8 protein-coding genes are annotated in these 14,647 nt (G+C 45.8%); all 8 read right to left on the minus strand.

The genetic code is table 11. The features are described 5' to 3' along the window. Positions 1–47: 47 nt before the first annotated feature. Positions 48–914, minus strand: a complete 867-nt coding sequence (locus J6I44_RS04305) for a poly(ethylene terephthalate) hydrolase family protein (protein ID WP_265764759.1) — start codon at positions 912–914, stop codon at positions 48–50. A 102-nt stretch (positions 915–1,016) separates the two neighbouring features. Then, a complete protein-coding gene (locus J6I44_RS04310; protein WP_265764760.1) occupies positions 1,017–2,120 on the minus strand; it encodes a glycoside hydrolase family 53 protein in 1,104 nt (367 codons plus the stop codon). A gap of 59 nt (positions 2,121–2,179) precedes the next feature. Further along, positions 2,180–4,807 carry a glycoside hydrolase 5 family protein gene (locus J6I44_RS04315; protein ID WP_265764761.1) on the minus strand — a complete coding sequence of 876 codons (2,628 nt, stop codon included), beginning with the start codon at positions 4,805–4,807 and terminating at the stop codon, positions 2,180–2,182. 182 nt (positions 4,808–4,989) lie between these two features. Beyond that, positions 4,990–6,459, minus strand: coding sequence for a RagB/SusD family nutrient uptake outer membrane protein (locus J6I44_RS04320; protein ID WP_265764762.1), 1,470 nt, complete (start codon positions 6,457–6,459; stop codon positions 4,990–4,992). Between the two features lie 62 nt (positions 6,460–6,521). Next, positions 6,522–9,986, minus strand: coding sequence for a SusC/RagA family TonB-linked outer membrane protein (locus tag J6I44_RS04325; RefSeq protein ID WP_265764763.1), 3,465 nt, complete (start codon positions 9,984–9,986; stop codon positions 6,522–6,524). 49 nt (positions 9,987–10,035) lie between these two features. Further along, the gene (locus J6I44_RS04330; RefSeq protein ID WP_265764764.1) at positions 10,036–11,088 is read right to left on the minus strand and encodes a FecR family protein; all 1,053 of its coding nucleotides are present in this window, start codon (positions 11,086–11,088) and stop codon (positions 10,036–10,038) included. 645 nt (positions 11,089–11,733) lie between these two features. Beyond that, a complete protein-coding gene (locus J6I44_RS04335; protein WP_265764765.1) occupies positions 11,734–12,327 on the minus strand; it encodes an RNA polymerase sigma factor in 594 nt (197 codons plus the stop codon). A 584-nt stretch (positions 12,328–12,911) separates the two neighbouring features. After that, entirely contained in the window at positions 12,912–14,633 is a 1,722-nt protein-coding gene (locus J6I44_RS04340; RefSeq protein WP_265764766.1) for an FAD-dependent oxidoreductase, read from the minus strand. Between the last annotated feature and the right edge of the window lie 14 nt (positions 14,634–14,647).

Raw genomic sequence — 14,647 nt, forward strand, 5'->3', positions numbered from 1 at the left:
ACGTTTTTAGTTTTTCCCACCACTTTACTATCCCAGATATCATCCTTTTACTGAAAACTCTTGGCCTTCATCGTCCATCCTGAGAAATCGCTCAAATCACCTTCCAGGAAAACGTCACTACTCCCATCCTGACCTTTGAGTTGCCAGTCCAGCCATTTGAGACTCATCCTGGAAAACGAGCCTCCATACTCCTCTCCAAAGGTTCCCATATGTCCGCCCTCCATAAGATTGGCAAACGCTACCGGCACGTGATCAATCCGTTCATAATCCAGTTCAGCATTGGAGGTCGCTACATCAGAGGGACCGCCGACGATATATACAATGGGGGCGTGAACGTCGGGCAACGACTCGCGATCTGCTCCCGCCATCGACATATCACCGATGCCGGAATTGAACATCATGTAGGTTTCAATTCGGGGATCGGAAGCTACGGCCAGCACCTGCGCGCCTCCACAGGATTGTCCGCCGGATGCGATATCATCGAGATCGACGTTGTTGTAATAAGCGCTCTCTTTATCTTTATTTTGATCGGCAACCCAATCTATCGCATCGGTGAGCATAGTGGCTTCCGTGCTTGAGTTTTCTCCACCACCAGGTGTTTTCTGCAACGCCCCGATCGCAATAACGATATATCCATGCGAGGCGATTTCTGAAAGCACCCTCTCATGTGATATCGATGTGTTGGAACATCCGCCATTGGCAAAAACCATTACCGGGAGCAGTCCTTCTTCCGCAGCGACTTCCAGATTCTCGGGACGATACACCACGTAATTGGGCAAAGTGGCCTCTTTGGCGGCAATAGCTTTATAATCGCCACTTCCTCCATTATCAACTATTTTGGAATCCTCAACCTGGGCAACACTAATCATGGTTGTTACAAAAAACAGGCAGATAGTTAAGAATATTTTTTTCATAGTCACTGTATATATAATTGTACGTTTTATTCATCTTTTGGCAATACCTCTTAGTTTTGTGTTGCCCATAACACCTCTTAATTTATTTCATTTAAGACTGTACTACTCCGGGGCGTCATCTTCTCCCGTCTTCCCTCGCTTGTACTTGTCAAACACGTTAATGACAGGCCGTGCATTGCATTCTTCGTCAAAATAATCTCTTCCACACCCGCTGGCAGGCTCCCACCAAAAGACGCCTTTAATCTTGCGACTGGAAACATTCAACAACGTTTCATTGACATCCTCTAAAAATGCCTTGCGCGGCCCACCGGGTATCTCTTCGGGATACGGTGCAGGATGGTCTTCATATTCGTGAGGGCGATATCCTGTTTCTACAAGCACGATATCCTTGTCAAAATTATCGACCAGCGAAAGTAAATTTTCGCGAAATTGTAACAGGTTACCGTGCCACCAGGGATAGTACGAAAGCCCTATGATGTCATAAGGAATGTTGTAGGAGTTGAACTTCTCATAATACTGCTTGGCCCCGTCCGTATCCGCACCGTTGTCGTAATGAAGCATAATCAATGGTCGTGGTGCCTGTCCCCGACCGGCATCCACTCCGTCCACACCCGCTTTAAAGAGAGCTGCGAAATTGTCCCAGTTCTGAGGCAGTTTTCCGAGTGGCCATAACATACCATTTCTTACTTCATTACCGATCTGTACCATCTCCGGCATCACACCTGCCTCGCGAAATGCCTCAATTGTATTCTTGGTATACTGGTACACGGAATCGATCAGCACTTCGACGTTGGTTGTATCCCAGGCGGCGGGAATTGGCTGTTTGCCGGGGTCGGCCCAACTGTCGGCGTAGTGGTAGTCGAGGAGAAATTTGAAGCCGTACTTTTTTGCCTCCTGGGCTAGTTCAATAGTGTACTCCAGATCGTTCATCGAACGGGTGGGCGTATGCCACAGCCGGAGGCGGATCCAGTTGTACCCGTGATCGCTGAAGATTTCCAATCCTGGCTTCACTTGCCCATTATCCTTGAATTCAACGCCCCGGTCTTCGGCTGATTTCAAAAACGACAGGTCAGCCCCTATCGCATAGTTGATATCAGCACTTGAGACCGAGTCCGGTTCTTGGGCTGTTACATCCTCAAAGGCAAGTGTTTTTATGAGAATCACAGCAACTAAAAAGGACCAATATTTGGAATATTTATATTTCATAATAAAATACTTATCTATTTTGATGACGGTTGTTAACAATTAAATTTGCTTTCATCGGCTCATTCCAGCCAGGCTGCTTCTACCTGGAAGCCGTACCGCTGGCCTCCCTCGTAATCAGGATTTTCAGAAGTATCAATCAGGAACTGGATCTCCTCGATTTTCTGCGGAATGACAGGACCCTCGACACCCGTCTCGTACCATATTTTCATTACACTCGGATACGCTTTCGGCAGCAGCATAAACCGGTCCGATTCAAACGAACTAAGCGGAATGCGGTGCTCACGCATGGTGCCATCAACGGGAATCGGTGCACTGTAGGAGTTTCCATCGTTGTCAAGAAGCAGCACCCGCATCGGAGCCGGGTTGTCATAGCCCGACTTAGCCCGAACCACAATTTGGTCATAAAAACCAAGCATAGAAGAGGTTACACCCTCGATGTGATCCCGGATATAGGTACTGATTCCCAGCACATGACGTCCCTCTGTTGGTTGCGTGGAAGAAATAGAAATGGCTTCACCCTGGTCTGATTCTCCTTCGGTAATCACCTCATATTCATTCGCATCACTGCCCCATGAGCTGAAGCCCTGGAAAATATCATCCTCATCGGCTTCGGCATCCCAGAGCGTGATCGGGCTGCCTGGTTCTACCACTTGGGTCGTCCATTTCTCACTGTACTCGTCTTCCCATCGCCAGTTAACACTCGGAACATCGCCCGGGAAGGTGAGAAACCGGTCGTTTTTGCGATCGACTACGATCCAGTAACGCACTTCGCCAGCGTTCATCAATCGTTCTGGAATTGAGCTCTTATACCTGTGGGGAGAAACTTCCTCCATCTCAATACTTTGATTCATACCGGCGGCATTTTTTACCTGTAGTAAAACTGTATCACTGGCTTTGAGTCCCGCTATATTAGCAGCCACCTTCAACGCTTCGCCGGCTTCGGCCTGGTCGGTGGGCCGGTGCCATACCGCCGGTTCATCGGCATTCTCGGTAACGGCAGGATATTCACCAAGCCGGATGTTTTCAAAACTGCTGCTAGCCGTCCATTCGCTGCTGTTCTCACCCCGGCGGGTCAACAGGTAAGCACCTGGTGAAATCGTAAAGGATCCCCCGCTTGCGGTTGTGACTCTTTCGTTTCCAATATTAAGTCCCTCGATTGTAAATAAATCACCGAGATCCGACAGGGCGATCTCCATCTGATATTCGTTCCACTCGATAACCGAAGCCGGCTCGTCGAAACCGGTCCCGCTAAAGGGATCCCGGATCTCAATCGCATCCGGCATGACCTCCAGGCGCCAAACGCCGTCCGCCAGCTTGTCCAGTAAGTAGGCGCCCGTACCCAGGTAGGTAACTACCGGGGAAGAGCCAACCCCGGCAATACGCCGAAGGGAAGCTTCATCTTCCGGGCTTGATTCGGTATCGTTGGAATACATAAACGCCTCTTCGGTGTTCATCAGGCTGAGATCTTTGTGGTGACTCATCACAAAGTCGCCGAATGTCGTATCGGCGGGGAAGTTCTCGAACTGCTCTTTATAATCAACGGCATCAAATACCTCTCCGGCAATCATCATGCTGACTGCCCTTCCGGGCGTATAGGCCATGTTGAGATAGTGCGACTGCCAGTCGTTATTGGCGTGGGCAATACCCATTGCGGTGTAAGCAAACTGGGCGGCAAACTGCATGCCGTGTTCTTTAAAACTTCTGGCCATCATTGGCAAAGCATAGTTATTAAGGTTATCGGCCGGATCAAATTCATACACCATCTTTGCCATATTCTCGTACCGCTCATCGCCTTCCCAGGGAGTATCATAGCTGCTCACAAACGGAAAATAGTTCGAGCGTTTTTCCCTTCCTTCATATAGCCCGCCGGGATACCACTGGAAGGTTATGCCGTCGATGTTGGCATCGAGATACGCTTCCGGTTCACCGTGTGTAATGTTGTAGAATATCGGTTTGTCCCATCCGCTTTCGCGAAGATGGTTGGCCATACTATTCACAAACTCGAGGGTCCGGTCATAGCCGCTGTGGCTTGGCTCGTTATCAATTTCAAGGGCGATGACGTTGGGATCCTCAATCATGGTCATGCCCGTATAGGGATTCTCATGATTGACCAGCTGCGCCAGGTAATTCTGGATGACAGGCCAGTATTCCTTGTTACGCGGTGCTCCTCCCTTTGAAATGTAATTCGCAAATCCGGGCGGTTCCACAACATTGCCGCGAGGATAGCCGGAATTGTAATAGGTTGTCGGGGTGACAATCGTCTTGATCCCCCGCTCGCTCATCTTGTGGATCGTGTAATCATGCAGATCCAGATGGTGATTATTAAGCAGGTTACCCAGACTGTCGGTGATCTCAATCTCGTAAAGATGGGTTCGAAAGGCATCCATCCCCATCCGCGCAAAATGGTAGGTATCTTCATTGATCGCCTTCTTGTGATCCTTTCTGACCGTATTTATGCCACGGTAGGTCTGGGAATACGGCGTGTAATAGTTTATCCCAAACAGAGAAACTTCTTCGCCCGATGGCTCCCAGCGCATCACCCCATCCTCTATGGTGACTCTTTGCTTTTCCTGCGTTGAACTGCTGCTTTGTGGAAAAGCTACACCTGCAGAACCAAAAAGAAAAAGCAATAGAAACAGAACCAAACTCTTCCTTCGATTAAATTGTATCCGGAGAAGTGATTTCATAACATAATTTTTACTGATTCAGGTACCATTTGTGTTTCAGAGCCATTAGGTAAATTTTTCGATCCATATATACTCTACTTATACCTAAAACAGCCCAGAAAAACGCTGTTATATAACAAAGAGCGGGACGTAAAATGAAATCATCCCGCTCTTGTTTATTCTTAAGTTTATGTCAAAACAACTTACTGGGTATAACCCGGATTTTGTTCAATAGTCCCATCTCCCTCAGTAATAACTTCCTGAGGTATTGGATAGAGTACATGATGGTCTTCCGCATTTAATCCACGATCCTGTGCACGGTTTATATACTCGCCATGGCGGATCAAGTCGGTGCGGCGCAACCCTTCCGCGTAAAACTCGCGACCCCGTTCCAGCAACAATGAGTCACGAAATGCCTCCTGTCCAAGACCGCTCCAACTGGGCATATCAGCCGGATCAAAAGAACGTTCGCGAACCTGGTTGGCCAAACTCAACGCTTCGGCTGTAGGCCCATCCTGTTCGTTAATAGCCTCGGCGACCGACAACAGAACTTCGGCATACCGGAATACCGGCTGATCCATGCTGAAATCAGGACCGTTGCCCTCAAATTCGGTAAATTTGACCGGAATCGCTCCCTGATGTTCAGCACGCGCATCTATAGTATTTCCGCCGCTATCTTTATATTCGTCAAGGATGGTCTCTTTACGAGCATCGTTGTCAGAAAACTTGTCGTAAAACTCCCATGGAATCCAGTATCCGTACCAACCGCCGTCACCGTCCGTGATTGAACCGTCAACGCTGCTGCGAAAGCCAGGCGGCAGAATCTCTGTCAGGTAGTAGTTGGGGGATTGACCATTGGCGGGGACCGCATAAATAATCTCTTGATTCTGCTCGACGTTGAACACGGCCTCATAATCGTCCATGAGGCTGTATCCCATATTCATCAGCTCTTTACCTACTGATTCGGCTTCAGCCCAATTTTTTTGGTGCATATGAATACGCAGCTTAACCATACGGGCTACGCCTTTGCTCATTCTCCCCCAGTTCTCAGCGTCGCCGTTGTACTTGTCATCGAGATTTGGAATTGCTTCATCCAGATCGGTAAGCATTTGTTGGACATAAGCTTCCTCAGACATTCTCGGGATAATCTCGTCATCACTGAGTGTCTCCGGATCCAGTTTGGGATTAACGGGTCCCCAATAATCCAGGAGAATGTACATAATAAATGCCCGTAACGTTTTTGCCTCTGCCACATAGCGGGCCTGAAGATCCTGAGAAATATCGACGTCAGAGTTCCCCATCTTGTCAATCAGGTCGGTAGCCAGAGCAACCGTTCGTATTTTGTCATAGATTTGGTCCCCATTAAATCCAGCTGGTCCCCATGTGAATTCCGAATAATTAATATACCACGGAGTGTAAAAGAGATCAGTGGATACCTCTCCCCTCAAGAGATAGTTTTTAGGATCTGCATTGTAAAGGCCGGCCCAGTCGGAAGAAAAGGGATCGTAAATACCTACGAGTGCATTCTCGAAATCAGCCGGACTTTGAAAGAACGTATCAGGTGTAAGTTCTGTATACACCTTCGGCTCAAGCATATCGCTACAGCCGACTATCAATACCATACCAAGGCTCGCAAGGAATCCGAGCAGTAAGTTATTTTTTAGACGTTTCATAATATTACCTCTGTTATAATTCCTAAATTAATTTTGATTTTGAATCTCTCATGGTTGATCCGTTAGAGGTTCAGCTCAATTCCTACCGTTGTTGAATAAGATCGCGGATAGGGGTTCGTTTCAGTGAGCTCAGGATCAAAACCTGGATACTTTGAAATCACTCCCAGATCCTGAAGGTTTACAAAAACACGCGCTCTTTGTAGCGGAGAACCGGAACCGAACAACGAGGACGGCAAATTATAACTCAGCGATACGTTTTGGATACGTACGAAACTTGCGTCGTATTGTTGATAATCGCTTCCTTCCGGATTACTGGAATCATAGGGATTGCTGGCCACTCCGGCATATTCTCCGTCGCGGTTATCCACGGAGAAGATATCCTGGGCATAAACCGTTGTATTCACCGGATTTGTTCTCTGGGAGATATTGAAGGTGCTGGGTACATAGTTGTTCCACCTCATGAAATCAAAATTACCATAGAGGTAAACATTAAGGCTCAAATTCTTGTAGGAGAATGTATTATCCAGTCCTACATTCCAGCGTGGAGTCCCGTTGCCAAGCTTAACAATATCCTCTGAATCCATCACGCCATCTCCATTCTGGTCAACATACTTCACATTCCCCAGGAAGGCATCGGGCATGTGATCAGGGATGTCCTCCTCAGACCTGATGATTCCATCGGTTTCCCAGCCGTAAATCGTGTCCATTGCACCGTTGGGATCAATCCAGTCGGACAATGGAGTCCTGGGATTTCGTTCAACCCACGTCGCTTTAAAGTAAGAGACGTTCACATTTGTACTCCACTGGAAGTTTGAACTCTCCACATTCTGTGTGCTCAGTGAAACTTCGACACCCCTGCTCTGTGTGGAACCAACATTGTCAGCTATACTACCAACCGGATTATTTGAAGGGAGTGGATTATAGTCGAGCAGGTCTTTTGCCGTTTTTACAAAATAATCGAACGTTCCACTAATTCTGTTACTGAACAACCCAAAGTCGAGTCCGACGTTGAAGGTATAATTTTTTTCCCATGTAAGGTCGGGGTTTGCGATCTGACCAAGTGACACACCGGTGTACTGGGTATCCCCGATAAGGGCATTACGGCCGGTACTATAGAGCTGCAGGGCATTTCCTTGCAATACCGTCTCGTTACCTGCCATACCGTAACTCACCCGTGCTTTCAGGTTTGACAAGAAATTAAGATCACTGGCAAAACTCTCTTCCGAAATTCTCCATGCTACAGAACCACCGGGGAAGTAGCCATATTTGTTATTTTCCGCAAAAATACTGGAACCGTCGCGCCGCACCGACCCTGACACGATATAACGATCCAGTATTGAGTAATTTACCCTGGCAAACTGGGAGAGCTTGGTCCGGCTGCTTTTCCATGACCTTTGGTTGTTCTGCTCGATATCATTGGCTACTCCGACATTATTAAAACTGAATGCATCGGTAAAGAAGCCGACTGCCTGTAGACTAAAGCCCTCGTTCTCCGTCTGATAATAACCCGCACCGGCTGTAACGGTGAGACTACTGTTTTCAAAGTCATTCTGGTATTCTGCATAGCCTTCGAGCGTATAGTTTTCGAGACTATTTTCATACTTTTGAGCCATTCCGTCCGGCAACTGGGCGTTGTTAGTCTGGCGAGGAAGATAGAAACTTCGGTTCGTTGACTCAATGTCAACCTGTCCTATTACAGTAGCACTCAGGTTGTCTGAGACATCAACTGTCAGCTTGGGAGCTGTGAAGAAGTGGTTAGTTTGGCTCTCATCATCTATTGTTAAAAAAGCTCCCGGGTTCATAATCAGCGGATTAAACGTGCTTGCATAACTGCCATCTTCATTGTGCACACCCACCGTCGGTGAATACGCATAAGCAGCCTGAAGCATGTTATACTTCTCACCTTCCCCGTCATTCTCACCAGTGGAAGCGTTGCTTCCTGTCAACCTACTGGCGGTAGTCTTAACGTTCAGGTGAATATTATCAGTGATGTATTGATCCACGTTTAACCTACCGGCATACCGGTTAAGGGTTGAATTTTTTAGTACTCCATCGTTGCCCTGATAGTTGAAAGAGCCATAGATCACGGTATTCTCACTTCCACCGCTCAGGGAGATGTTGTGCTCATTGATGGTCCCATTTTCCGTTACTCTTCCCAGCCAGTCAGTGCCTGTACCGGCTTGTTGTATCTCGGACTCACTAAATCTTGGATTAAATGGAGACACAGTCGAAGGATCTGTATCGCCGTATGGTGCAAGCCGATTCTGAAATAAATATTGGTCACGGGCCATTCGGTTGTTCTGCCTCATAAATTCTTGAGCATTTAGCAGTGGAAAATATTCATGCGGTGTCTGCATGGTATAACTTCCGCGATAGTCCACCTGTATGTCTCCACTTATTCCGCTTTTTGTGGTGATCAAAACCACACCATTGGCCGCAGATGAACCATAGATTGCAGTAGCACTGGCATCCTTCAATACCGTAATGGATTCGATGTCCGACGGGTTTAGATAACTTAAAGGATCACGGTCAATCCCCCCCCCATATCCAAGCTGGTCATTGTTGAGTTCACGCGTTGTATTCGAATAACTTGTTATAGGAACACCGTCGATAACATACAATGGAGCACCACTACCACTTGGGGATATATCTCCACGAATGTTAACGCTTACATCACCACCCGGCTGAGCTGAAACCTGTCGCATATTTAAACCGGCCGCCTTTCCTCTCAGCATCTGGTTCACTGAACTCGTGGCAACCGGGTTCAAGTCTTCGGAGCTTACGGTAGAGATAGATCCGGTAACATCTTTAACCTGCTGTGTTCCATAACCAACAACCACCATCTCTTCCCCCACAATGGCCTGTGGTGTTAATTGCACACCAATCTGCCTCCGGCCATCAATAGGAACTTCTTGCCGCTGATAACCAATATAGGTTAAGACCAGCGTATCTTGAAGAGAAGGCACTGTAAGTTCAAACTGTCCATCTTGATCTGTAGATGCCCCTGTGGATGTGCCTTTCACCAAAATATTAACGCCAGGCAGGGTTTCACCGGACTGTGCATCAGTGACGGTCCCCGTTACCGTTTCAATTTGATCGCTGTGAGTAGATTTCTGTATCTCCAATAAGACCAGTTGGCCACTCCCAGAAATACCAAAGCGAAAGGGGGTTCCATCCAACACTTTCCAGAGCGCTTTCTCAGCACTAAGCTTCGTTGTCTCCTTTATATGAATTTTTTTAGCATTGGGAACAAACTGCTCGCTATAAGAAAGCTTTAATCCCGCCTGCTGCCCTATCGATTGCAATATATTTACAAAACCATGTTGACCTTTCTTAAGACGAACAGTGGTTTGTAATTTCGGTGAAGCCGAGTTTGCACTGTTTTGATCTGATATCTCTTTTTCATAAAAATCAGCCAGTGCATGTTCAGTATCTTGTGCATGCAATGCGATTGAACTTGTAAACAGGAGAACAAATATCAACGCACCTGCCCATAATCGGTTATTTTGTATCCTCTTATCTTCCATAATAAGTTTTCTCGTTTATTATCGATGATTAAACAACCATCAATTCTGTTTAACTGTTATCCTGAAATATTATCTTTTTTCCTTGTCGGTCATATGAGACGCGTAACGAAATAGAAAGCACCTCTAACACCTCCTCCAGAGACATCTTTTCATAACTGGCTGTTAGCGTACGCTTGGCTAACTGAGAACCTTCTATAGAGCATTCAATATCGAACCAGCGTTCTAATCGCTTGACGACCTCCGAAAAGGGCGTTCTCTTAAATATCAACTTCCCGTTTACCCAACCCGTAAATACGTTAATATCTTTGATATCGGATACGGTAAGTCCCCCAACATTCTCCAAGATCCCTAGTTTATTAGGAGTTAGTTCTACCAGTTCTTTCTGAGGAGTTCCCTTTTCCATTTTACCCATAGAAACCAGACCCTCTTTAACTGCAACCTCAATTTTGCTGGAATCATAGGTCATTACGTTGAACTGAGTCCCCAGATCTTTAACATATCCTCGCGGGGTAATAACCAAAAATGGATGCTCTTCATCATGGGGGACATCAAAAAAAGCTTCTCCGTCCAGGTAGATCGTGCGGGATGGCTCCCCATAATTTTCAGGTATTTCCAGCTTACTTTCAGCATTTAATGTTACATGCGTCCCGTCGCTTAGCCTTAGATTAGTACGCTGCCCCTTTAGAGTGGTAATCTCCTGAACGGCCACCTCTTCTTTACGGGTCTGTTCATTGGAAATCATAAATTGTTGTCCTACTAACGACAGCGCTGCAATAAGGATGACGGCCGCAGCAGAAAATGAATACCAATATCCCCGACCTCGCTTAAAATCGGCGGTGGCATAGGCCTCCCGGTTACTGTCTAATGCTCTACTTTTGGCCATTTCTAAAGGCGCAGGCATGCCATATGTTTTTTTAAACTGCTTCCAGGCAGCTTGGGCATTAGGGTAAAAATCAGTGTTTCCTGATTGACTGTCAGACTCAATAAAAGTCTGAAAAAAATCCTCATTAGCAGGATTTTCTTCCAGCCATTCCCCAAGTTGCCTGAGCTCCTGCTCGGAACAGCTACCATCTTTGTATTTGCGTAAAATTTCCCAGTTCATATAATTTTGCTGCCTTATTTATTAGGATTACGACTGGGAAATCGGTTACCCTGCAATTTTTTTTGAAATTTATTTTCTTCGGGAGAGAAATATTTTACTGGAAGGAAAAATAAAGGTGCAGGGCTTTAAGTTAATTTTCTTTTATCCTTTTCTAATGATTAAAAAAACTCTCTTTAAACTTAGTCTTTTGTTGCCCACCCTTGTTCCCTCCCTGATGATCAGTGAGGGAAACTTTTTTTCGCAGCTTATCAGCTATATCAATGAGGTTTTCTCCTTCCTTGAAGGGAGAAATCAAAAGAGGGTCATGACAAGTCTCCCCCCTGAATCTTTATAAGAACAAGATGGGGCCATGAAACTGGCTTTGGGAGGCCCCAAAGCACAACCATTCAGGATTTTTATACCCGGCCTTAACCCGGATTATTCACCAAGAAATTTGGATGTCTACAAGGCGTGGCGCAAATGGGAGCGGAAACGTACCTGAGTACGTTGAGCAACCCATTTGCGCGACAACGCAGCAGACGGGCAAATTTCGCAGCCTCTACCTGACACCGAAACTTGAGCTGTTACTAAAACAAAAATAATGCCTTAGAATGTAAATATATTATTTTCGTGAATGATTCGGGTTATCTTGATATCTGCTATAAATCAGAAATACAAACCCAAAGCAATGAGCACAAAAATGGATAAATATTTAGATAAATGATCTCTCAATATCTGTAGCACTCTTCTCATCTGAGATTCTACTGTTTTTATAGAAATACCCAAGTATTTAGCTATTTCTTTATAGGTGAGTCCATCTTCACGATTTAATAAATAAACCTCTTGGGCTTTGGGAGGCAAACCTGCAATTGCTTCTTCCACATCATTGACGAGCTCCTGATGACCCCTGCTATCTTCATAATTAATAGTGAGATATTGCTCTTCTGTCTTTATCTGCTTAGCCTCTGCAATGTATTTATCGACAATTTTTTGATGTTTGATATAGTCCAGGGCTTGATTACGGGCTATTTCATATAGTAGCCCACGTAGATGGCCCGAAGAATCTAAATTAGCCCTTGTTTCCCAAACTGTAGCAAAAACTTCTTGAACAATTTCTTCAGCAAGATCTTCCGATCTTACATACTTCCAGATATATTTGCACAGGGGAGTATAATATTTGAGAAATGCTATCTCAAAGGCATACTCGTCTCCCTTTTGTATCTTTTCAAGTAATAAAGATTCACTCTTCTCCGAATTCATTATTTTTCAAAAAACCCTGCCGCTACATTAAAAAAGCTCCAATATAATCTCGCCAATTAATATCTTAAAGTTTTAGGAATCATAAACAATTAACAAAATATTTTTCAACAATTACAATTTTTTGAATCTTATTGTTATCCATAACATCTATGTCCAGACAGAAGCATGTATTCAGTAATTTTTCAAGAGTCAAAATTTGCTATAAAAACTTCTACTGAAAATGAAATGGTCCTATCTTACTTTTAAAGGACTCTGTTGAACTGGCCTCATCCTTCGACTATATTCGTCTGACGTAAAATCGGAACTCATTGTGCCCAGACTTACTTCATATTGAGCGCAGCAGAACGAAGTTGAAATATTTTCATTATTCCAAAGCCCTCTTTTGCTGATACTTCTGTTCACTTCATTGCATAAAATTTTTTACCAGGTTATTTTTATAGAAGGCATTGTCAAACTCCCATATCTTATCATTCTGAACTCGTTTCAGAATTTCAATGACCTTTTTTTAAAGGAGATCCTGATCCCGAGAATTCGGAACAGTATGACAAGCTCGGTTTTGCAAAGCCTTCTTATAATGAAACCACTCAATCATCCGGCCAGTGAGTTTCTATTCCCTGGGAACGAATAAAACGCTGGAAATCCTGCAGCTTCTGTTTATTTTCCCGTACTTCTTTAGGAAGCATTTTATTATGTAAGGCAAAGGTAGCCAAAAGTCCTGCGGTCTCACCGATACTCCACTCTACGGGATGCAGTCGATAGCATCCATTAGTGATGTGGGTGGTACCGATATTCTTATTGGCCGGCAGCAGGTTGGTTATCCTCTGTGGCAACAGGGCTCCCAGCGGTATCTGGAAAGGCAGAGAGCCAAAATCGATATAGTTATCTCCCCCGCTGCTTGGGTGCAAGTCGATGTGGTAGTATCCGATGCCGACGCTATCTTCAAAGGAGGCGGCCGTTACTTCGGAGGGGTCCTTCCCAGTAACCATAGCGCGGTTTTGCCGCCCCACATGCTCTTCGAGGATGGTAAATTCTGCTTTAATACGTCGTGATTCCCGCACATACGGATACTTGGCTAAACCATCCTCTGTGCCCATAATATCCGGACGCAGACGCAGGCCCGGCCAGCCCTGACCACCATCAGGACGCGGCACCTCTGTTTGCAGCCAATAAAAAAGAGACAGACTAAGCTGCTTGGACTGCCGGATATTTTTGTCGAAATCCTCTTTCGAAACATCCACCAAGTTTCCGAGCATATAATCGTTTTGGGGCCAATTCACCACCGTTATATCTCCATCATAGGTCCCCGGCCTAAAGTTATGCCGGTTGATGAGCCGTCGGTAGTTCCAAAGATTCAGTTTATCAGCCGTTGATATACCTTCCGGATGAAAACCCAACTCACGGGGTTTCAATGTAGAAGGATTGGGATAGGTTAGATCCAGTAACTCTTGGGGCCAAGCTGGCATAACCCCGGGCACGTAGGTGCGCCAGAAATCATAACTTTCCGGCTTATCAATGATATTGTTGGCGCCGGGTACGTAATCCATTGCAAAGCAGTAGGTAAAAGCCTGCTGATTCTGAGGATCTGCTTCTTCTGCTGCATGGAGCTCGCCGGTCTGTTCGCGAGATTCGGCCCCTGTCACGTATTCAGTACCTGTCAGTGGCAATAAATCACCAAGCTCCGTAGCATCAATAAAATAAGGAGCTTCCAGAATTGTGTCTTCACCGGTATCATTCTCGGTAGCTGTTAATGCCCGAACTTTATTGCCTTGCACATCTGCGGAAGTAATGTGATGCTCCAACAGCAATTTCAATTTACCCGAACTTAGGTAGGGTGCTAGCATATTTTGCAGCACTGCTAACGCTACACGCGGCTCATGACATAACCGAGACACGGCACCATCACCCGGATTTAAATACTCCCGCTTCCGTGCTTCCTCGGTCAATGGATAGTACCTCTTGTAGTAGGTACGGATTTCTGTCCTCAACTGTCGATATAATCGGGTAGCGCCATGAGTCTCAATCCACTGGTGTTCATCGGGAGGAACTCCTTGCTGCGTTAGCTGGCCGCCAACCCAATCGGTCTCTTCGGTCATAATCACTGACTGTCCATTTCGCAGAGCTCCCAATGCCGCTGCACACCCACCCATACCCCCACCGGCGATCACAAGGTCAGCTTTATGAGCTGAAGATTGGTGAATAGAGGATTTCTCTTTCAGCTTTTCCCATTCCTTAAAACTGATCCATGGAGCAGCAGCTAAAGCGAGACTATTGCCGCCCATGTATTGTAAAAATGTTCTTCGTTTCATAATCCTTTTTATAT

It is taken from the genome of Fodinibius salsisoli (assembly GCF_026229185.1).
In the GTDB taxonomy this organism is placed as follows: domain Bacteria; phylum Bacteroidota; class Rhodothermia; order Balneolales; family Balneolaceae; genus Fodinibius; species Fodinibius salsisoli.